Origin of the sequence: Streptomyces sp. NPDC052225 (assembly GCF_040679615.1) — a bacterium.
In the GTDB taxonomy this organism is placed as follows: domain Bacteria; phylum Actinomycetota; class Actinomycetes; order Streptomycetales; family Streptomycetaceae; genus Streptomyces.
On record NZ_JBFAVD010000001.1, the window covers coordinates 69928 to 91152 of the forward strand.

18 protein-coding genes are annotated in these 21225 nt (G+C 71.8%); 7 read left to right on the top strand and 11 right to left on the bottom strand.

What is annotated here, in order from left to right; all coding sequences use genetic code 11:
• Positions 1–220: 220 nt before the first annotated feature.
• Entirely contained in the window at positions 221–382 is a 162-nt protein-coding gene (locus AB0L37_RS00355; protein ID WP_365497676.1) for a hypothetical protein, read from the bottom strand.
• Between the two features lie 117 nt (positions 383–499).
• Here AB0L37_RS00355 and AB0L37_RS00360 point away from each other — a divergent pair, with 117 nt between their 5' ends.
• Positions 500–2323, top strand: coding sequence for a prolyl oligopeptidase family serine peptidase (locus AB0L37_RS00360; protein ID WP_365497679.1), 1824 nt, complete (start codon positions 500–502; stop codon positions 2321–2323).
• A 59-nt stretch (positions 2324–2382) separates the two neighbouring features.
• A complete protein-coding gene (locus tag AB0L37_RS00365) occupies positions 2383–3153 on the top strand; it encodes an SURF1 family protein (RefSeq protein WP_365497682.1) in 771 nt (256 codons plus the stop codon).
• 13 nt (positions 3154–3166) lie between these two features.
• Here the strand turns inward: AB0L37_RS00365 and AB0L37_RS00370 are convergent, their stop codons facing one another.
• From AB0L37_RS00370 to AB0L37_RS00400, 7 genes are all read right to left on the bottom strand, one after another.
• Positions 3167–4339: a hypothetical protein gene (locus AB0L37_RS00370; RefSeq protein ID WP_365497685.1), complete on the bottom strand. Its 1173-nt coding sequence runs from the start codon at positions 4337–4339 to the stop codon at positions 3167–3169.
• On the bottom strand, positions 4336–5022 hold the full coding sequence (locus tag AB0L37_RS00375; RefSeq protein ID WP_365497688.1) for a SigE family RNA polymerase sigma factor: 687 nt from the start codon (positions 5020–5022) through the stop codon (positions 4336–4338). The genes AB0L37_RS00370 and AB0L37_RS00375 overlap by 4 nt, the downstream gene beginning before the upstream one ends.
• A 376-nt stretch (positions 5023–5398) precedes the next feature.
• Complete coding sequence (locus AB0L37_RS00380) at positions 5399–6463, bottom strand: aspartate-semialdehyde dehydrogenase (protein WP_365497691.1); 1065 nt, start codon at positions 6461–6463, stop codon at positions 5399–5401.
• On the bottom strand, positions 6463–7746 hold the full coding sequence (locus AB0L37_RS00385) for an aspartate kinase (protein WP_365497694.1): 1284 nt from the start codon (positions 7744–7746) through the stop codon (positions 6463–6465). Before AB0L37_RS00385 ends, AB0L37_RS00380 begins: the two co-directional genes overlap by 1 nt.
• A gap of 277 nt (positions 7747–8023) precedes the next feature.
• Positions 8024–8689 (bottom strand): DUF5063 domain-containing protein, encoded by a 666-nt coding sequence (locus tag AB0L37_RS00390; protein ID WP_365497697.1) that lies wholly within the window; start codon positions 8687–8689, stop codon positions 8024–8026.
• Positions 8682–9281, bottom strand: a complete 600-nt coding sequence (recR, locus tag AB0L37_RS00395) for a recombination mediator RecR (protein ID WP_018529216.1) — start codon at positions 9279–9281, stop codon at positions 8682–8684. Before recR ends, AB0L37_RS00390 begins: the two co-directional genes overlap by 8 nt.
• A 51-nt stretch (positions 9282–9332) precedes the next feature.
• Positions 9333–9677 (bottom strand): YbaB/EbfC family nucleoid-associated protein, encoded by a 345-nt coding sequence (locus tag AB0L37_RS00400; protein WP_365497700.1) that lies wholly within the window; start codon positions 9675–9677, stop codon positions 9333–9335.
• Positions 9678–9934: 257 nt separating this feature from the next.
• Here AB0L37_RS00400 and AB0L37_RS00405 point away from each other — a divergent pair, with 257 nt between their 5' ends.
• The 3 genes from AB0L37_RS00405 (at position 9935) to AB0L37_RS00415 (ending at position 12763) form a co-directional block, all read left to right on the top strand.
• Positions 9935–10678 carry an SLATT domain-containing protein gene (locus AB0L37_RS00405; RefSeq protein ID WP_365497703.1) on the top strand — a complete coding sequence of 248 codons (744 nt, stop codon included), beginning with the start codon at positions 9935–9937 and terminating at the stop codon, positions 10676–10678.
• A 624-nt stretch (positions 10679–11302) separates the two neighbouring features.
• Positions 11303–12001 (top strand): GntR family transcriptional regulator, encoded by a 699-nt coding sequence (locus AB0L37_RS00410; protein ID WP_365497706.1) that lies wholly within the window; start codon positions 11303–11305, stop codon positions 11999–12001.
• Between the two features lie 111 nt (positions 12002–12112).
• Positions 12113–12763, top strand: coding sequence for a hypothetical protein (locus AB0L37_RS00415; RefSeq protein WP_365497709.1), 651 nt, complete (start codon positions 12113–12115; stop codon positions 12761–12763).
• A gap of 197 nt (positions 12764–12960) precedes the next feature.
• On the opposite strand, the gene AB0L37_RS00420 is transcribed toward AB0L37_RS00415, so the two are convergent.
• Positions 12961–14319: an aspartate aminotransferase family protein gene (locus AB0L37_RS00420; RefSeq protein ID WP_365497712.1), complete on the bottom strand. Its 1359-nt coding sequence runs from the start codon at positions 14317–14319 to the stop codon at positions 12961–12963.
• Positions 14320–14618: 299 nt separating this feature from the next.
• Positions 14619–15410 (bottom strand): VTC domain-containing protein, encoded by a 792-nt coding sequence (locus AB0L37_RS00425; RefSeq protein ID WP_365497715.1) that lies wholly within the window; start codon positions 15408–15410, stop codon positions 14619–14621.
• A 251-nt stretch (positions 15411–15661) separates the two neighbouring features.
• On the opposite strand from AB0L37_RS00425, the gene AB0L37_RS00430 reads away from it, so the two are divergent.
• On the top strand, positions 15662–17527 hold the full coding sequence (locus tag AB0L37_RS00430; protein WP_365497718.1) for a protein kinase: 1866 nt from the start codon (positions 15662–15664) through the stop codon (positions 17525–17527).
• A gap of 242 nt (positions 17528–17769) precedes the next feature.
• Positions 17770–19725 (top strand): serine/threonine-protein kinase, encoded by a 1956-nt coding sequence (locus AB0L37_RS00435; protein ID WP_365497721.1) that lies wholly within the window; start codon positions 17770–17772, stop codon positions 19723–19725.
• Positions 19726–19819: 94 nt separating this feature from the next.
• Here AB0L37_RS00435 and AB0L37_RS00440 read toward each other — a convergent pair whose 3' ends face one another.
• A complete protein-coding gene (locus tag AB0L37_RS00440; RefSeq protein ID WP_365497724.1) occupies positions 19820–21103 on the bottom strand; it encodes an adenylosuccinate synthase in 1284 nt (427 codons plus the stop codon).
• Between the last annotated feature and the right edge of the window lie 122 nt (positions 21104–21225).

The following is a 21225-nucleotide window of genomic DNA, read 5'->3' on the forward strand; positions in this document are numbered from 1 at the left end:
GGTATTCCTGGACGGGCCCCGCGGGCGTACATTCCCCTCACCGCCGCCGCACACCTGAACGCGGATGAACCGTGTCGGTGCAGTTCATCCCGCGCACGCGGACCGCGGCGGCCGACGGCAGGCGAAGATCCAGCGGGAGCACCTGCGAGAACCTGCCGCCCAGGACGGACCCGGCCGCTCCCCTCAGCACCACAGGGCCGGGTTCCGTCGGGGCGTCCGCTCAGCGGTTGCCCTGCCGGCGGGACTGCGCCTTCTGCTGCATGCCGCGTGACTTCGCGGACACCGAGTCGAGGTTCCGCCTGGCCTGCTGCGCCCGCTGCTCGGCCGCGTCGTTCCTGGCCTTCTGCGACTGTTCCCTGGGGTTCCTGCTCTGCTTGGCCATGGCACCTCTCCTGGCTCGGCCGGCCCCGAGACGGACCTCTCCACTGTGCCCTCGCGGGCAGGGATCGGCATCCGGGGGCGTGCCCGGCCGGGCCGCGGCGTGGCGCACTATGGGGCCATGACGAGTCAGAGCAATGGGTCCATGCCCGACTGGGAGAAGCGGTTCCGTGCGCCGCGCGTCTCACTGCCCGACTGGGCGGAGGACGCCCCCCATCGCAGCCTGTTCGTGTCCAACGCCACCGGTACGTACGAGATCTACGCGTGGGACCGCAGCACCGGCGAGCAGCGGCAGGCGACGGACCGGGCGAACGGGACGACGGACGGCGTGCTGTCCCCCGACGGCGACTGGATCTGGTGGTTCAGCGACACGGACGGCGACGAGTTCGGGGTGTGGCTGCGGCAGCCGTTCGCAGGGTGGGAGGGCGGGAACAGCGCAGCCGGCCCGGACGTCGAGGCCGTGCCGGGGCTCGCGCCCTCCTACCCGGCCGGGCTCGCCCTCGGCCGCGACGGGCACACCGCCGTCGTCGGGCGCTCCACGGACGAGGACGGGACGACGATCCACGTCGTGCGGCCCGGCTCCGACGGCCCCGTCGAGATCTACCGGCACCGCGAGTCCGCCGGCGTCGGCGACCTCAGCCACGACGGCACCCTGATCGCGATCGAGCACACCGAGCACGGCGACGCCATGCACTCGGCGCTGCGCGTGGTCCGCCTCGACGGATCGACCGTCGCCGAGCTGGACGACACCGAGGGCGGCGAGAAGGAGCTCGGCCTCGAAGTGCTCGGGTTCGCGCCCGTCGCGGGCGACACCCGGCTGCTCGTCGGGCATCAGCGGCGCGGGCGCTGGGAGCCGATGGTGTGGGACGTCGCCTCCGGCGAGCAGACCGACCTCGCCCTCGACCTGCCGGGCGACGTGTCCGCCGAGTGGTACCCGGACGGCTCCGCGCTGCTCGTCGCCCACGAGTTCGAGGCCCGCGGCGACCTGTGGCGGTACGAGTTCGCGACCGGCGCCCTCACCAAGGTCGACACCCCGGTCGGCACCGTCTCCGGCGCCTCGGCCCGCCCCGACGGCAGCGTCGAGTACCTGTGGTCGTCGGCCGAGCAGCCGCCGGTCGTGCGCTCGACCACCGGCGGGATCGTCCTCGATCCGCCGGGGATGAAGGCGCCCGCCTCCGTGCCGGTCCAGGACGCGTGGGTGGAGGGTCCCGGCGGCCGCGTCCACGCCCTCGTACAGCGTCCTGCCGGGACGACCGGGCCGCTGCCCACCGTCTTCGAGATCCACGGCGGGCCCACCTGGCACGACTCGGACGCGTTCGCGGCGGGCCCGGCGGCCTGGCTCGACCACGGGTACGCGGTGGTCCGGGTCAACTACCGCGGCTCCACCGGCTACGGGCGTGAGTGGACGGACGCGCTCAAGCACCGGGTCGGCCTGATCGAGCTGGAGGACATCGCGGCGGTGCGCGAGTGGGCGGTCACGTCCGGGCTCGCCGACCCCGAGCGGCTCGTCCTCGCGGGCGGCTCCTGGGGCGGATACCTGACCCTGCTGGGCCTCGGCACCCAGCCCGGCGCGTGGGCCGTGGGCCTCGCGGCGGTCCCGGTCGCGGACTACGTGGCGGCGTACGAGGACGAGATGGAGGCCCTCAAGGCGCTGGACCGCACCTTGTTCGGCGGCTCCCCCGAGGAGGTCCCCGACCGCTTCCACGCCTCGTCCCCGCTCACGTACGTCGACGACGTGAAGGCGCCGGTGCACATCTCGGCGGGGCTGAACGACCCGCGCTGCCCGATCCGCCAGATCGACAACTACGTGGACCGGCTCGCCGCCCGCGACGCCGTGCACGAGGTGTACCGGTACGACGCCGGGCACGGTTCGCTCGTCGTCGAGGAGCGCATCAAGCAGGTCGCCCTGGAGCTGGACTTCGTCAAGCGCCACCTGCCGAGCTGACCGCGCGCAGACGGGGGCCGCGAGCGGGGCCTTCACATCGGACCCGTACCTTTGAAGGCGTGTACCGGTTCCTGCTGACCCCCCGCTGGTGGGGGATCAACATCTTCGTCCTGCTGGCGATCCCCGTCTGCGTCTTCATGGGCTCGTGGCAGCTCAGCCGTTTCGAGGACCGGGTGCAGGACCACCGGTCCGCGAGCGAGCGCAGCACGGCCAACGAGAAGGCGGCCCCCGAGCCGCTCGCCTCGCTGCTGCCGGTGAGCACGGAGACCGCGGGCAAGCGCACCACGGCGACCGGCCGCTACGACAAGCAGCTCCTGATCCCCGACCGCGACCTCGACGACCGGACCGGCTTCTACGTCGTGACGCTCCTGAAGGTCGACGGCACCGGCAAGGCGCTGCCCGTCGTCCGCGGCTGGCTGCCCGGCTCCGCGTCCGCGTCGAAGGTGCCCGCACCGCCGAGGGGCGAGGTCACCGTGGTCGGCGCCCTCCAGGCCTCGGAGTCGGCGGGCTCGAACGGCGTGCGGGCGGCCGGCGGCCTGCCCGCCGGACAGGTCAGCATGATCAACGCGGCGTCGCTGGTGAACGTCGTCCCGTACGACGTCTACGACGCCTGGGTCACCCTCGACAAGGCCGACGGGCCGATGACGGCGGTCCCGGCCACGACCCCGCAGGGCAGCGGCCTGGACCTGAAGGCCTTCCAGAACCTCGGCTACACCGGCGAGTGGTTCGTCTTCGCGGGCTTCGTCGTGTTCATGTGGTTCCGCCTCGTGCGCCGCGAGGCGGAAGCCCTGCGCGACGCCGAACTGGGTCTCACGGAAGAAGCCGCCTGAGGCTTCGTACGAGCTACGACGCGGGCAGGACGCCCGTGTGGTAGACCGTCCCGGCGCACGCGTCCGGGATCTTCGCGGAGACGACGGGCGCGCCCGGCTCCGCCGTGTGCGAGACCACGACGCTGCCGTCGGCGGTGTCCTCGGTGCCGAGCTGCGTCGACAGACCGGAGTCCGTGCTGTCCGAGGTGGAGGGGGCCGTCTCTCCGGTCGGCGTGGGAGTCGGCGTCGGCGTCGGCGTGGCCTCGCCGCCGGAGGAGCCCCCGGTGCTCCCGCCGCCCGAACTGCCGCCCGTCGCGGGGCACTGCCCGGACGGCACGAACGCGAACCGCACCTCGTACGCCATGCCGGGCTCCAGGATGACCTGGCTCGGCTCGGTCGACGGGTCGGGCAGGCCGCTCGCCTGGTCGCCCGACGTGTGGTCCACGACGGTGACCCTGGCCGGGTCGGCGGCGCCCTGCGCGATGGTGGAGACACTGCCGGGGCTGTCGACCGTGCAGTTGGCGTCCGAGACGTTCGTGACGCGGAACGTGCCGTAGACCGTGCCCGAGCTGTCCGGCGACGAGACGGTCGGGACCGGCTGGCCCAGCTCGTCCGCGGCGCAGACCGGGGAGCTGGCGGCGGCCGTGGACGCCGGGTCGCTGCCGGCGGTGGCGCCGCCGGATGCCTTCCCCTTGTCGCCCTTCTTGCCGTCCTTGCCCTTGCCCTTCGACGCCGACGGCGAGCCCGAACCGTCCTGGCCGCCGCCCGAGGCCTTGTCGACGCCTGCGGTGCCATGGGAGTCCGAACTGTTCCCGGCCATCGACGGGTTGGCGCCCGAGGAACCCGAGTTCGCCACGTGCACCACCGCGGGCACCGCCATCGCGACGAACACCCCCGCGGCGACGGCTCCCACGAGGGCCTGCCGCTTACGGGCCCTGCGCGCCGGAACCGCGCGGCGCAGGTGCTCCAGCACCTCGTCCCGCGGCTCGATCTCCTGCACCGCCTGACGCATCATGCGCCGCAGTGCCAGCTCGTCGACGCCGAGGCCGGTGGCCCCGAGGGTGTCGGGTCCGCTCGCGTCGTCGGCCGCCGCATCGGCCGGACGGCGGGGTCCGTCGTTCACAGTTGCGTTCCCAGCGTGCTCGTCCTGCAAGTCCTGCTCGTACTTCCTGAACCGCTTGTCCGGATCGCGGTGGCGGGAGCTCATACCGGCTCCTCCATGGCGACCCGCAGAGCCGCGATGCCGCGTGAACCGTACGCCTTCACCGAGCCCAGGGATATCCCGAGGGCGTCGGCTACCTGCGCCTCGGTCATGTCCGCGAAGTAGCGCAGCACGAGCACCTCGCGCTGGCGCCGCTGAAGGCCCTTGAGCGCCTTCTTCAGCGCGTCCCGCTCCAGGAGGTCGTACGCACCCTCCTCGGCGCTCGCCATGTCGGGCATCGGCTTGGTGAGGAGCTTCAGCCCGAGGATGCGGCGGCGCAGGGTGGAACGGGAGAGGTTGACGACGGTCTGGCGCAGATACGCCAGCGTCTTCTCCGGCTCCCTGACCCGCTTGCGTGCCGAGTGGACGCGGATGAACGCTTCCTGCACGACGTCCTCGCACGAGGCGGTGTCGTCGAGCAGGAGCGCCGCGAGCCCCAGCAGCGAGCGGTAGTGGGTGCGATAGGTCTCGGTGAGATGGTCGACGGTGGTGCCTGCTGCCTCCATCGCCTCGTCAGCGCCCTGCGCCTGCGCCGGAACACGCGTGGGTCGCGTCACTGGCATGGGGGCGATCACCGGCATGCCGCCGGCCGCGCCCCCGCGGGGCCGACGAGTCCCGAGGGGAGCGAGGGGCGGACGAAGGGCCGCGCCCCTCGCCTGCACCGCTGTGAAGTCCAGTACCTCTGCCACGCTTGTTGGACACGCTTCCCCCCGTCAGGGTTGTACGCGTCCGGCGCCCCATTTGCGACAGACTTCGTCATCCCCACCGATGACGATGTGTCAGTTGCCGACATGCGTACCTGCTCTTCCCCTATGCCCCAATTGCCCTTTGCGGCCGATGCCCCGAAGACGGTGCCCCTGAAGGCGTGCGCCGGCCTTTTGAGCTACCGCAAAGACGCTCCCCGCCCTGCATGCGGTTGCAGGACGGGGAGGGAAATTCCTGGGAATCTTCCAACGTTCAAAGACCCGGGTTCAAGTGGTATATACCAACGTCACATGAGACGTCACCCACACAGAACTTACACAGATCCTACGTTCGGATCCGGATATGTGAAGGGGGTGACCGCTAAGCGGACCCGGCCACGACCAACTCGGCGATCTGCGCCGTGTTCAAAGCGGCACCTTTACGGAGATTGTCCCCGCACACGAAGAGTTCGAGCCCCGTCGGATCGTCGAGCGAGCGCCGCACGCGCCCCACCCACGTCGGATCCGTACCCACCACGTCGGCCGGCGTCGGGAACTCACCGGCGGCCGGATTGTCGAAGAGCACGACACCGGGCGCGGTCGCGAGGATCTCCCGCGCCCTGCCCACGGTGACCTCGCTCTGGAAGCGGGCGTGGACGGTCAGGGAGTGCGTGGTGACCACCGGGACGCGCACACACGTGACGGCGACCGGCAGCTCGGGCAGCCCGAGGATCTTGCGGGACTCGTCCCGCACCTTCATCTCCTCCGACGACCAGCCGTCCTCGGCCAGCGAACCGGCCCACGGCACGACGTTCAGCGCGACCGGCTCCGGGAACGGACCGGTCTGCTCGCCGACGACCCGGCGCACATCGCCCGGGCTGACCCCCAGCTCCGTACCGGCGACGAGGGAGAGCTGCGCCCGCAGCGTCTCGACCCCGGCGCGGCCCGCGCCGCTCACGGCCTGATAGCTGGAGACCACCAGCTCGCGCAGCCCGAACTCGGCGTGCAGCGCGCCGACGGCCACGATCATCGACAGGGTCGTGCAGTTGGGGTTCGCGATGATGCCGCGCGGACGCAGGCGCGCGGTGTGCGGATTGACCTCGGGGACGACGAGCGGCACGTCCGGGTCCATCCGGAAGGCGGCCGAGTTGTCCACGACCACCACGCCCTTGGACGCGGCGATCGGCGCCCACTGGGCGGCGACGTCCTCGGGCACGTCGAACATCGCGACGTCGACCCCGTCGAAGACCGACTCCTCCAGGGCGACGACCTCGACCTCCTCGCCGCGCACGGTGAGCTTGCGCCCGGCCGAGCGCGCCGAGGCGACCAGGCGGATCTCGCCCCAGATGTCCGCGTGCTGCGACAGGATCTGGAGCAGAACGGCACCGACACTCCCGGTCGCTCCCACGACCGCGAGCGTCGGACGCCGCGCTGTAGCGATGGCCATCAGCGGCCGGTGCCTCCGTAGACCACGGCCTCGTCGGAGTCCGAGTCGAGCCCGAAGGCGGAGTGCACGGCGCGCACCGCCTCGTTCACGTCGTCGGCCCGCGTGACCACGGAGATGCGGATCTCGGACGTCGAGATCAGCTCGATGTTGACGCCCGCGTCGGTGAGCGCCTCGAAGAACCCGGCCGTGACACCCGGGTTCGTCTTCATACCGGCGCCCACGAGCGAGATCTTGGCGATCTGGTCGTCGTAGCGCAGCGAGTCGAAGCCGACGTTGGCCTTCTGCTTCTCCAGGGCGTCGATGGCCTTGCGGCCCTCGCTCTTGGGAAGCGTGAAGGAGATGTCGGTCAGACCGGTGGAGGCGGCCGAGACGTTCTGGACGATCATGTCCAGGTTGATCTCGGCGTCCGCGACGGCCCGGAAGATCTTCGCGGCCTCGCCCGGCTTGTCCGGAACGCCGACGACGGTGACCTTCGCCTCGGAGGTGTCGTGCGCGACACCGGAGATGATCGCCTGCTCCACGGACTCTGCCCCTTGCTTCTTCACGAGCGGTTCGTTGCTGACCCAGGTCCCCTGCAGCCCGCTGAACGAGGACCGCACGTGGATCGGGATGTTGTAGCGGCGGGCGTACTCCACGCAGCGGTGGAGCAGCACCTTCGAGCCGGAGCTCGCGAGCTCCAGCATGTCCTCGAAGGAGATCCAGTCGATCTTCCGCGCCTTCTTCACGACGCGCGGGTCGGCGGTGAACACACCGTCGACGTCCGTGTAGATCTCGCAGACCTCGGCGTCGAGCGCGGCGGCAAGAGCGACGGCGGTCGTGTCCGACCCGCCACGGCCGAGCGTGGTGATGTCCTTCTTGTCCTGCGAGACGCCCTGGAAGCCGGCGACGATCGCGATGTTGCCCTTGTCGAGGGACTCGCGGATCCGGCCCGGCGTGACGTCGATGATCCGGGCTTTGTTGTGGACGGAGTCGGTGATGACGCCTGCCTGGCTGCCCGTGAACGACTGGGCCTCGTGGCCCAGGTTTTTGATCGCCATGGCCAGCAGGGCCATGGAGATCCGCTCTCCGGCGGTCAGCAGCATGTCGAACTCTCGTCCGGCAGGGATCGGGGATACCTGCTCGGCGAGATCGATCAACTCATCCGTCGTGTCACCCATCGCGGACACCACGACAACCACCTGGTTGCCGTTCTTCTTGGCGTCGACGATCCGCTTGGCGACCCGCTTGATGCCCTCGGCATCTGCAACGGAGGAGCCTCCGTACTTCTGCACGACAAGGCCCACGTGCGCTCCTCGCTCAGTCCGTCTGTCACCGCATGTACGTATGCGTACTGCGGTCGGCTCAGTTTAACGAGCGGCCGAAATCCGCCCCGGCCATATCGCATCGTGAGATGTCCCGCTCACGACGTGATCACCGGGTTTCCTGGGTACGGGGCCGGCCGCTCCGAACGAGCACATGCCCAGCTCCTCCGAGGACAACCGGAAAGGTGGCCCGGGTCACACTGGCCCGCGCGGCGGAGCCGCAGGACGACACAGCCCCGCGCCCCCTACGGGGCGCGTCTCACTTGACGGGGCGGAGACCGAGCGGCCCGGCGATCTCCTCCGCCATGACCCTCCCCGCCTCCTCCTCCAGGGTGGCCTCGGCCGTCGAGAGGTCCTCGTCGGTGTCGAGGCCGTCGAGGTCGTCGAGCGGCTGGTTGAGCCGGACATGCGCGACCAGGGACTGGAGGGCGCGCAGCGTCGCCGAGGCCGTCGAACCCCAGTTGGAGAAGTACGAGAACTGCCACCACCACAGCGCCTCGGTGACCCGGCCCGCACGGTAGTGGGCCATGCCGTGGCGCAGATCGGCGACGACGTCGGCCAGGTCGTCCGAGATCCGGGCGGCGACCGGCGCCTTGCGCGGCTCGTACGGGTCGAAGACCTCCGAGTACACGTCGACCGGGTCGAGCAGCCGCGCGAGACCCTCGCGCAGCACGTCGACATCCGCCTCGGGGCCCAGGTCCGGCTCGTAGCGCTCGTCCGGGACGATGTCCTCGTGCGCGCCGAGCCTGCCGCCCGCGAGCAGCAGCTGAGAGACCTCGAGCAGCAGGAACGGCACCGCCGAGTCCGGCTCGTCGCCCTTGGCGATCTCCGTGACCGCGACGATGAACGACTCGACCTGGTCGGAGATCTGGACCGCGAAATCGTCCGGATCCTGGGCGGTGGCGTGCAGCGTGGCGTCAGACATCGAGCAGTCTTCTCCCCTCGAAGGCGCGGCCGAGAGTCACCTCGTCCGCGTACTCCAGGTCGCCCCCGACGGGGAGGCCGCTGGCCAGGCGGGTGACCTTGAGGCCCATGGGCTTGATCATGCGGGCGAGGTACGTGGCCGTGGCCTCGCCTTCCAGGTTCGGGTCGGTGGCCAGGATCAGCTCCGTGACCGTCCCGTCGGCCAACCGCGCGAGAAGTTCCCGTATACGCAGGTCGTCGGGACCGACACCCTCGATCGGACTGATGGCGCCGCCGAGCACGTGGTACTTGCCGCGGAACTCACGGGTCCGCTCGATCGCCACGACGTCCTTGGGCTCCTCGACCACGCAGATGACGCTCAGGTCGCGGCGCGGGTCGCGGCAGATGTTGCACAGCTCTTCCTGCGCGACATTGCCGCACGTGGCGCAGAAGCGGACCTTCGCCTTGACCTCCATCAGAGCCTGCGCGAGACGCCGTACGTCCGTGGGCTCCGCCTGGAGGATGTGGAAGGCGATCCGCTGCGCGCTCTTGGGACCGACGCCGGGCAGCCTGCCCAACTCGTCGATGAGGTCCTGGACCACGCCTTCGTACACGGCTCCTACGCCTTCCAGTCGTCTTGGTACGTACGGTAGTTGGCGCCGGGGCTAGAAGGGGAGGCCCGGGATGCCGCTGCCGCCGCCGAGGCCCTGCGCGAGCGGGCCGAGCTTCTGCTGCTGAAGTGTCTGCGCGTTCTCGTTGGCCGCCGCCACCGCCGCGACCACCAGGTCGGCGAGGGTCTCGGTGTCCTCCGGGTCGACCGCCTTCGGGTCGATGACGAGGCCGCGAAGCTCACCCGATCCCGTCACCGTCGCCTTGACGAGGCCGCCGCCGGCCTGACCCTCGACCTCGGTCCGCGCCAGCTCCTCCTGGGCCTGCGCGAGGTCCTGCTGCATCTTCTGGGCCTGCTGGAGCAGCTGCTGCATGTTGGGCTGGCCACCACCGGGGATCACGATCAGCTCCTTTTCTACGGGGGTCCTGCGGGGGCCGTAGCCCCGCAAACGAGCCTACGTGGTCCAGGTGACGCCCGCCCCGGCACCTCACACTGCACTCTTTCGAGTGAGATACGGGGAAACGGCCCGCTTTCCTATACCTGATGAAGGCCTACTTCTGGGCGGAAAACCCGCGAAAACGGGGCCTTGGCCACCCATTGGGCGGTAGGAAGATGCTGCACATTCAGCCCCAGCCGTACCAGTCGAGGGAGTGCCGGGTGAGTCAGCCGGATATGCAGCCCGAAGGACCGCCCCAGGAGGGGGCAGGCCCGGGTGAGAACGGCGACCGGGGCACGCGTGACCTCATCGGACGGTCGTTCCCGCTCGGCGACTGGGGCGAGCCCGCGCAGCGGCTCGACGAGCTGTACCGCTGGGTCGAGCAGGGTGCACTGCGCACGGCCTCCTGGTATCTCGCCGACCGGGTGTGGAAGCGGCGGGGGGCGCGGGCGCTGCGCGGGGGCTCCGCGCTGGGGGCGGTGTGCGGGGGTGTGCTGCCGTTGCTCGATCTGACGGGGGCGGTGAGCGGGGTCGCTCCCTGGGGGTATGTGGCGCTGTTGCTCGCCGTGGCCTGCGTCGCGTGCGACCGGTACTTCGGGCTGACGTCCGGCTGGATAAGGGACGTCGCCACCGCGCAGGCCGTGCAGCGGCGGCTTCAGGTGCTCCAGTTCGACTGGGCGTCGGAGAGTGTGCGGGAGGTGCTCGGGCCGACCGACGGGACGGCGAGTGAGGCGGCCGAGCGGTGTCTCGGGGTGCTGCGGCGCTTCACGGAGGACGTGACGGAGCTGGTGCGCTCGGAGACGGCGGACTGGATGGTCGAATTCCGCTCGGGTCCTGCGCCGCTGGTGATGCAGTCCACGGTGCCGGGTGTCCCCCGCCCCGCGGAACCCTCCCAAGGCCGCTTCCCCCTCCCCCCGGGCGCCCGCCCGAACATGCCCCGCCAACGCCCTCCGGAGCCGAGGTAACCCGACGGGCCCGCCGGAAAAGCCCCCAGCGCGAAGCCCTCGCCGGGGCTGCACCCCCGGCCCCCTGAAACCCTCACCCGGCACCGGGGGCCGCCTTGCCCACCCTGCCGCCCCAGGCGGCAGATTGCCCAAGGCGACGGGCGGAACGCCCCGCCAGGGAAACGGGGCCGAGCGGGAGCGCCCCGCCAGGGACGCGGGGCCGAGCGGGAGCGCCCCGTCAGGGGCGCGGGGAACTGCGCGACCAGCCACGACGAAGCCGCGCACGAACACGCGACACCCGCCAACAACGGCGCGACGCCCCGCCAGGGAAGCAGGGCCGAACGGGAGCGCCCCGCCAGGGGCGCGGGGAACTGCGCGACCAGCCACGACGAAGCCGCGCACGAACACGCGACACCCGCCAACAACGGCGCGACGCCCCACCAGGGAAGCAGGCCCGAACGACAACCCCCCCCAGGGGCGCGGGGAACTGCGCGACCAGCCACGACGAAGCCGCAGACGAACACGCGACAGCGACCGGCAACGGCGCGACGGCAGGGGGCACGGGCAGCCAGCCCCCGTCAAAGCACCGGCCCGCCGCTAGGGTGGCCCGACGACATTGCCCAGCCGAACCGGGGGACCCGACCCGTGCCGCCCGTTCCCGACGGCCCCGCCGTCACCCGCAACACCCTGCGCCGGCAGATCGCGGACGCGCTGCGCGACGAGATCCTCGGGGGCCGCCTCGACCCCGGCCAGGAGTTCACGGTCAAGGAGATCGCCGAGGGGTACGGGGTGTCGGCCACCCCGGTCCGCGAGGCCCTGGTCGACCTCACCGCGCAGGGCCTGCTCGACTCCGCCCAGCACCGCGGCTTCCGCGTCCACGAGTACTCCCTCGCCGACTACCGCGCCATGATCGAGGCCCGCAGCCTCGTCGCCGACGGCATCTTCCGCGGCCTCACCGAGAACCCCCCGCAGGATCCGCGCACCCCCGACGCGCTGGCCGGCGTACGGCGCCGCGGCGAGGAGGCGGCCCGCGCCGCCGGCGCCGGTGACCTGAACGTCCTCATCGGCTACGACCTGCGGTTCTGGCGCGAACTGTCCGCCCTGTTCGGCAACACGTATCTCTCCGACTTCTTCCACCGGCTGCGCGTCCAGTCCTGGATGTGCGCCGTCCCCGTACTGCGTCGCGCGGGCGATCTGCGGGGCCGCCTGTGGTCCGGGCACTGCGATCTGGTGGACGCCCTGGCCCGCAGGGACGCGGCCGGCGCGCACGCGATCATCGCCGCGTACAACGCGGACTCGCTCGCCCTCATCGAGCGCCTCACGGACCGCCCGACGGACCGGTAGCGGGAGCGGCTGAGCGGGTACCTGCAAGGCAGGGCTGTGCCGGGGCGCCGCGCACTACCCTGACGTACGCCGCGAAAGCCCGCGCAACCGACCGGACTCTAAGGAGCCCCCTTGGCCTGTGACCTGTGGCTCGTCCCTCTCGTCGACGTGCTGTGCCACAGCCCCGACAACCCCTTCGCCGAAGAACTCGCCCTCTACGACAAGGCGTTGCACGAGGCAGGACTGCCGCCGGTGCCGGTCTACGCGTATATGCCGGGTCTGTCCGGTGACGTGGCGCCGGTCGCGGGGTTCGACTACGACGCGCTGCACTTCCTGCGCCGGGCGTATCTGCTCCAGTTGTGCGGCCTCGCGGTGACGCCGGTCGACGAACTGGGCGGTGACTACGAGCAGTTGCTGGAGATGTTCGAGTCGACGGCGCAGAGTTCGCATCTGGTGTGGCACTACGACCATGCGGGCGCGTACGTGCCGGTGGACTTCACCGAGCCGCTGTCCAACGACGAACTGCTCGCCGGGGGCGGGCCGTTGGGGTCGTCGCACGCGTTGCTGCGCGAGCTGGAGTATGTGGCGCCGTCGATCGGCATAGACGCGGCGAACCCTCCGCTGCCGCCGCCCGCTCCCCCGGCGCCGACGTCCCTGGAGGAACCGGCGGCGCCGGTGCCGCTGGACGACAGCCCGTTCGCGAGGGAGCGGCATGTGTGGCTCGGGCTGCACCAGGCGGCGACCCGGAGCCTGGCCCAGGGCTCAATGATCATCTTCAGCTGAAACGGACCGGGGCGAGCGGCCTGTCGGACGCCCGCCCCGGGCTGCGCCTGCCGACCGGCACCGTGCGCACGGGCCTGCCGGAGCGCTTACCCGGCTGGGGCGCCGCCGGGCACGGCGAGAAGCCCAACGGCCCGCGCACGCCGCCCGACGGCAAGAACGGCACGAGCCCGACGGCCCCCGCCGCACCCCGGAACCCGCTAAGCCACGACGTGCTCGTCCGCCACCGCAAGCGCCGCGTCCAGCGCCGCGAGGCCCTCCTTGGCCTCCGACTCCGTGATGTTCAGCGGCGGCACCACGTGGGTGCGGTTCATGTTGATGAAGGGCCACAGGCCGTTCGCCTTGGCGGCGGCGCCGAACGCGGCCATCGGGGCGTTCGCCTCACCGGCCGCGTTGTACGGCACGAGCGGCTCGCGCGTCTCCTTGTCCCGTACGAGGTCCAGGGCCCAGAACATGCCCACGCCGCGCACCTCGCCGACCGAAGGGTGCCGCTCGGCGAGCTCGCGCAGGGCCGGCTCGATGATCTCGGCGCCCGTCTTCGCGGCCTGCTCGACGATGCCTTCCTCCTCCATCACGTTGATGGTGGCGACGGCGGCGGCGCAGGCCAGCGGGTGGCCGGAGTAGGTGAGACCGCCGGGGTAGGCCCGCTTGGCGAACGTCTCGGCGATCGCCGCCGAGATCGCGACGCCGCCCAGCGGGACGTAGCCCGAGTTGACGCCCTTCGCGAAGGTCATCAGGTCCGGCGTGACGTCGTACAGATCGGCGGCGAACCACTTGCCGGTGCGGCCGAAGCCCGCCATGACCTCGTCGAGGACGAAGACGATGCCGTACTTGTCGCAGAGCTCGCGGACGCCCGCGAGGTAGCCCTTCGGCGGGAGCATGATGCCGGCCGTGCCGGGGACCGTCTCCAGGATGATCGCGGCGATCGTCGCCGGACCCTCGAACTGGATCGTCGTCTCCAGATGCTCAAGCGCGCGGGCGCACTCCTGCTCCTCCGTCTCGGCGTAGAAGCGCGAGCGGTAGAGGTACGGCGCCCAGAAGCGGACGACGCCGGCCGACGCGCTGTCGTTGGCCCAGCGGCGCGGGTCGCCGGTCACGTTGATCGCCTGCTGGGTGCCGCCGTGGTACGAGCGGTACGCGGAGAGCACCTTCGGGCGGCCCGTGTGCAGCCGGGCCATGCGCAGGGCGTGCTCGACGGCATCGGCGCCGCCGTTGGTGAAGAAGATCTTGTCGAGGTCGCCGGGGGTGCGCTCGGCGATGAGGCGTGCGGCCTCGGAGCGCGCCTCGACGGCGAAGGCGGGCGCGAACGTCGTCATCGTCGCGGCCTGCTCCTGGATCGCGGCGACGACCTTCGGGTGCTGGTACCCGATGTTCGTGTAGACGAGCCCGGAGGTGAAGTCGAGGTAGCGGTTGCCGTCGTAGTCCCAGAAGTACGAGCCTTCGGCACCGGCGACGGCCAGCGGGTCGATGAGCTCCTGTGCGGACCAGGAGTGGAACACGTGCGCACGGTCCGCGGCCTTCACGGCGGCGCCGACCTGGGGATTCGGCTGAGGGGTCATGGGGCCGAGGGTAAATGCGTCCCGCGCCCCGCGGCCATCGGCGTCCTGTCTGTGGGATGCCGCCGAACACGACAGTCTGTCGCGCCTAGGGCCTGTCAGGGGGTCCCCCCGGCCGAAGGCTGGGGGAGGGTGAGGTCGCATCACAGGAGGCCCGCGCACTTCATCGCTGGTGAGCGGGGTCCGGCGCGTCGAGATGCAAGGCGGAGGAGGGCGACAACGCGGAGCGTTGGCAACCGACGACAACGCCGCAGGTCGGCGTGGTGGACCCCGCGCCCGCGACAAGATCCGCCGGACAGGCCCTAGGCGCCGGGGAACGCCTCCCGTACCGCCGCCGCCCGCCGGTGCGCCCCCAGCTCCGGCCGGAGCGCCGCGAGGCCCGCGCAGTACTGGGTGACGTCGGACACCCGCACCCCGAACCGGTCGAGGACGCGGTCCGCCTCCGTCAGCGCCCCCCGCGTCTTCGTCTCCACCAGGACGAGGCCCCCGTCGGCCCGTACCGTCCGCCCGTCGGAGACGTCCCGCACCACGAGCCCCGCGTCGCACGTCACCCGCTGCCCGTCGGCGACGAACGTGGCGCGCTGGTAGTGCGTCACCAGCGAGGGCCGCAGCCCGTCCGGCGGGGCCACCCCGTACGCCCTGCTCAGGACGCCGGCGAGGAAGCCGCGCCCGGCCGCGTCGAGGACCTGGTCGTCGCCGGTGAGGCGGCGCCGGTGCTTGACCGTCTCGCCCCGCCCGTTCCCCACCTCGATCTCGAGCTGCCGTTGCCCGGTGTCCCGGTAGAGCCGCTCGCGGATCCGGTGGCGCGGCCGCAGGCCCTGCCGGTGGTCGTGGTAGGAGCGCAGGTCGGCGGTGTCGTAGTACGTCGACCGGTAGCCGAACCAGCGCCGCCCGTTCACCGAGAGCGCCCGGAACGGGCCGCCCGGCCGCCGCGGGTCCGTCAGCAGCGCCGCGAGGTCCGCGAACACCTCGACCGGCACCAGGTAGCCGCGGTCGCGGCGTGCCAACAGCTCGGCCCTGGTGTTGAGTTCGTCGAGCGAGAGCGGCCGGGCGGCGAGCGCGGCGCGCCCGATGGCACGTACGGCGGGGATCACACGGTCTCCTGGCGGTCGGCGTCGTCCTCATCTGTGCGGTACGAGGAGGACGTACGGGCGCCACTGATCGTTCCCCGGATTCCGTCCGTCGGAAATTAACTTCCGGAATTCGCCGGTGAGTTGGCCGGGAACGCTGCCCGTTGCATGACGGGGCGTCCGTTACGGAACCGTAGAAGCCACATCCGCCCTCTCTGTCGTATGTCCGCACTATTCTCGGGTAGTTGCTCACACACGGGGGAGGGTGGCGCGGCATGGACGGACTGGAGGCGCTGGGGCCGGGAGACCCGCAGCGGATCGGCGCGTACCGGCTGCTCGGGCGGCTCGGCGCGGGCGGCATGGGGCAGGTGTACCTGGCGCGTTCGGAGCGCGGGCGCACCGTCGCGGTGAAACTGGTGCGCCAGGAGCTCGCGGAGCAGGACGAGTTCAGGAACCGCTTCCGGCAGGAGGTGCGGGCCGCGCGGCGGGTCGGCGGCGCGTGGACGGCGCCCGTGCTCGACGCGGACACGGAGGCGGAGATCCCGTGGCTGGCGACGGGATATGTCGCGGGCCCCGCCCTGCAACAGGTCGTCTCGCACGACTACGGCGCGCTGCCGGAGCGCTCCGTGCGCATCCTCGCCGCCGGGCTCACCCACGCGATCAAGGACATTCACGACGCGGGCCTGATCCACCGCGACCTGAAGCCGTCGAACGTGCTGGTGACCATCGACGGCCCGCGCGTCATCGACTTCGGTATCGCCCGCGCCCTGGAGACCGTCACGGACGGCGGTCTGACGCGGACCGGCGCGCTCGTCGGCTCGCCCGGCTTCATGGCACCCGAGCAGGTGCGCGGCGACCGGATCACCCCGGCGTGCGACGTGTTCTGCCTGGGGTCCGTGCTCGCGTACGCGGCCACCGGCGCGCTGCCGTTCGGCACGTCCAACAGCGGGGTGCACGCCCTGATGTTCCGCATCGCCCAGGAGGAGCCCGACCTGTCGGACCTCCCCGAGGGCTTGCAGGATCTCGTACGGGACTGCCTGCGCAAGCGGCCCGAGGACCGGCCCTCGCTCGACGAACTCCTGGAGCGGACCGGCGCCGAGGACACCCTGGGCGACGGCGGGCGCACTCGCGATCCGTGGCTGCCGGGCGCGCTCGTGGCCCAACTCGGACGCCATGCGGTGCAGTTGCTCGACTCCGAGGACCCTTCGGAAGGCCCGGCCGGGGGCCCGGCGCAAGGGCCGCCCGCGCCGCCCGTGCCCGCGCCACCCGTGCCCGCGCCGCCGGTCGAGCCCCCCGGGCAGAGCGCCCCGCCGCCGCCCGGCAAGCCCGGCGCGGCCCCGCTCGATCACCTGCCGACGATGGTCGTCGGCGCCGACACCCCGGCGCCGCCGCCCGCCCCGGACATGCCCGGGTACGGCTACCCGCACGCCCAGCCGCAGCCGCCCGTCTACGGCTATCCGCACGGCAGTTGGGGACAGACGCCGCCCTACGGGCCAGGCGTCGCGCCCCTCGGCGCCCCGCCGCAGGAGCCGCCGCGCCGGGGCCGGTCGACCGCCGCGCTGGTCGCGGTGGCGCTGATCGTGGCGCTCGGCGCGGGCGGTTCGGTGTACGCCCTGATGAAGGACGACGGCTCGGACCCGTCGACGCGGGCCGGCGACCGGCAGAGCACCGCGGCGTCGACGCCCGGCTCGCCCGCGCCCTCGTCGCAGGGTGAGGAGGGTCCGGCCCCGCAGTCGAGCGAGCCGGCGGCGGAGTCGTCGCAACCGCCGTCGGACGCGGGCGAGATCCCGGAGAAGTTCCTGGGCACATGGGGCGGGGCGATCGACAACCAGTACGGGCACCACCCCCGCCGCATCACCATCCAGCAGGGCGAGCGCGGTGACACGGTCCTGTCGATGACGGCGGACGGCACCGACAAGGACGGCGTCTCCTACCACTGCGTCTTCGAGGGCGAGTTGACGTCCGCGTCGCCGTCCACCCTGCGCATCGGCGACACGGACCCGGTGGTCGCCGAACCGCCCGCGGACTGCACCCCCGGCAAGCCGAGCACCCTCACGGTCCTGCCGTCGGGCGAGCTGCGCCGCGTCATGGTCGACCTGACCGGCAAGAAGCAGACGCTGACGTACACGAAGGAAGGCTGAGAGCCCCGACGACCCTCCGCCGCGGGCGGACGGCCCCACCCGGTCGCCGTCGCCCCGGCCGTCTCCACGACCCCCGGCTGCGAGGCCCCGGATGCGGCCCACCGCTTCCACCTGGAGGACGGGGAGCCGGTCCGGTGGACGATGGCGAGGGCGCACAAGGACCGTTTCATGCCCGGGAGTTGAGCCCGTGCCCGCACGGGTTCGGGCCCACCGTGCCGCCCCCGCGTGCAAGGATCTTGGGCATGGATTTCGTGAGGGAGCTGACGCCGCAGGACCCCGCGCAGATAGGCCCGTACCGCATTCTGGGGCTGCTCGGAGCGGGCGGCATGGGCCGCGTCTACCTCGCCCGGTCCGCCGGAGGACGCACGGTCGCGGTCAAGCTGGTGCAGGGGGAGCTGGCCGGGCACGACGAGTTCCGGCGGCGGTTCGCCCGGGAGGTCCGGGCGGCACGGCAGGTCGGGGGCGCCTGGACCGCCCCGGTCCTGAACGCGGACACCGAGTCGGCGACGCCCTGGGTCGCCACCGGGTACGTGCCCGGGCCCTCGCTGCACCAGGCGGTGAACGACCACGGCGCGCTGCCCGCGCGTTCCGTCCAGGTCCTCGCGCACGGCCTGGCCGGGGCGCTCGCCGCCATCCACGGCACGGGCCTGATCCACCGCGACCTCAAACCCGGCAACGTCCTGGTCACCATCGACGGGCCACGCGTCATCGACTTCGGCATCGCGCACGCCCTGGACGCCGGGGCGGGCGCGTCGGGCCCCGCGCTCACCGCGACCGGTTCCGTCATCGGCTCACCCGGGTTCATGTCGCCCGAGCAGGTGCGCGGACAGCGGCTCACGCCCGCGGCTGACGTGTTCAGCCTCGGCTCCGTGCTCGCGTTCGCGGCCACCGGCCGGTCCCCGTTCGGCGGCGTCGACAGCGGGGCGCACGCGCTGATGTTCCGCATCGCCGAGGAGGAACCCGACCTCGACGGGCTGCCCCGGGACCTCACCGGTCTCGTACGGGACTGTCTGCACAAGGAACCCGGGCGCCGCCCGACGCCGGACGAACTGATCCGGCGTACGGCGCCGTACGCCGGCAGCGACGGGGAGCCCTGGCTGCCCGCCGTCGTCATCGCCGAACTCGGCCGCAGATCAGCGCAGTTGCTGGAGCTCGAAAGCGCGCCGACGGCGCCGCCCGTGCCCGCCGCGCCGTTCATGCCGCCGCCGACCGCGCCGTCCGTGCACGCCCTGCCCACCGTCACCGGTCCGCCGCGCCCGCCCGCTCCCCCGGTACGGCCCGGGCGGTCGCGCCGACCGGTGACCGTCGTGGCCTGCGCGGCGGCCGCCGTACTCGCCGTGGGCGTCGCGCTCGCCCTGTCCCTCAAGGGGTCGCCCGGCACCGGGACGGACGGCGGCAAGCAGCACGCGGACGAGGCCGGAAGCGCCGCCTCCGCCGAGCCGTCCCAGCGGCCGGCCACGACACCCGCCCCGAGCAAGGCCTCCCCGTCCACCGCCCGCCAGGGCGCCCTCCCGCCGGCCTACTTGGGCACCTGGGACGGTTACGCGAAGGACGAGTACGGCGAGCAGCTGGGCTACCGGCGCTACACGATCACCCAGGGCGAGGAGGGCGAGGTCGTCGCCCGGACCCTCGTCTCGTACGAGGACTCCATGTGCATCGGCGAGGCGAGCCTCGTCTCGTACAAGAACCTCGTGGTCTGGGACGTGCGGAACACCGTCAGCGTCCCCGAGGACCACTGCCCGGACGTCACCGAGGGCCAGACCATGCGGGCGCACGGCGACGGCACCCTGGTGTGGACGGACGGCCAGGGCGAGGACAGCGCGGTGCTGCACCGGGCGAAGCCGTCCGAGCGGCCCGTCCCCGCGGCGTTCCTCGGCCGCTGGACGTTCACCGAGCCGAAGTCGGGCGACGTGCGCACCCTGACCGTCTCGCAGGCCGCCTACGGCGAAGTGGCCGTCGCCTACACCCTCGACGGCGACGGCACCCACTGCGAGTGGGAGAGCCGGCTCGCCACGCTCGACGCCTCCCGGCTGCGGATCAGCCCGGCCGTCGTCACCGCGTCGGAGCCGAAGGACTCGTGCGATCCGTCCGACAGCACACGGACCCTGACCCTCGACGGCGACGACCGCCTCATGATGCGCGACGTGGCCGAGGACGCGCAGGCGCAGGCCCGGACGTATCGCCGTTCCCGGGACTGACCCCGGGCGACCGTACCGGCACGTGAACGCCGGTGCCCCGGCCCGCCGAAGCGGACCGGGGCACCGGGTGGCACGAACTCGTCGGCCGCAGGAGCTACAGGAACGAGTTGATCTCGATCGTCTCGTCGCGGCCGGGGCCGACGCCGATCGCCGAGATCGGGGCGCCGGACATCTCCTCCAGCGCCTTCACGTACGCCTGCGCGTTCTTCGGAAGGTCGGAGAAGGACTTCGCCTTGCTGATGTCCTCGGTCCAGCCGGGCAGGTACTCGTAGATCGGCTTCGCGTGGTGGAAGTCGGTCTGGGAGTACGGGAGTTCCTCGACGCGCTTGCCGTCGATCTCGTACGCGACGCAGACCGGGATCTGCTCCCAGCCGGTCAGGACGTCCAGCTTCGTGAGGAAGAAGTCCGTCAGACCGTTCACGCGGGTCGCGTAGCGGGCGATGACCGCGTCGAACCAGCCGCAGCGGCGGTCACGGCCGGTGGTGACACCGCGCTCGCCGCCGATGCGACGCAGCGCCTCGCCGTCGTCGTCGAAGAGCTCCGTGGGGAACGGGCCCGCGCCGACACGCGTGGTGTACGCCTTGAGGATGCCGATGACGCGGCTGATCTTCGTCGGGCCGACGCCGGTACCCGTGCAGGCGCCGCCCGCGGTCGGGTTCGACGACGTCACGAAGGGGTACGTGCCGTGGTCGATGTCGAGCAGCGTGCCCTGGCCGCCCTCGAAGAGGACGACCTTGTCCTCGTCCAGCGCGTCGTTCAGGATCAGGGTCGTGTCGGCCACGTAGCCCTTGATCTTGTCCGCGTAGCCGAGGAGCTCCTCCACCACCTGCTGCGCCTCGATGGCGCGGCGGTTGTAGAGCTTGGTCAGGAGCTGGTTCTTGACCTCGAGGGCCGCCTCGACCTTTTGGGTGAGGATCGACTCGTCGTAGAGGTCCTGGACGCGGATGCCGACCCGGTTGATCTTGTCCGCGTAGGTCGGGCCGATGCCGCGGCCCGTGGTGCCGATCTTGCGCTTGCCGAGGAAGCGCTCGGTGACCTTGTCGACGGTCACGTTGTACGGCGTGATGATGTGCGCGTTACCGCTGAGCAGGAGCTTGGACGTGTCGACGCCGCGCTCGTTCAGACCGCTCAGCTCGGAGAGCAGGACCGACGGGTCGACGACGACGCCGTTGCCAATGACTGGCGTGCACTCCGGGGAGAGGATTCCGGAAGGGAGGAGGTGCAGCGCGTACTTCTGGTCGCCTACGACGACCGTGTGGCCGGCGTTGTTGCCGCCCTGGTAGCGCACTACATAGTCCACGGATCCACCGAGCAGGTCGGTGGCCTTTCCCTTGCCTTCGTCACCCCACTGAGCACCGAGCAGCACAAGTGCGGGCACAGGCGTACACCCCTTCCGGGCGGGGCATGTCCAAGGTCAGGGGCTGGCGCCGCTTCTGTGCGGCGGGCCTTCGTGAGCCTTGGGGTGCCCCGGAATAGACGAAGCCCCTGGCGCAATAGCGC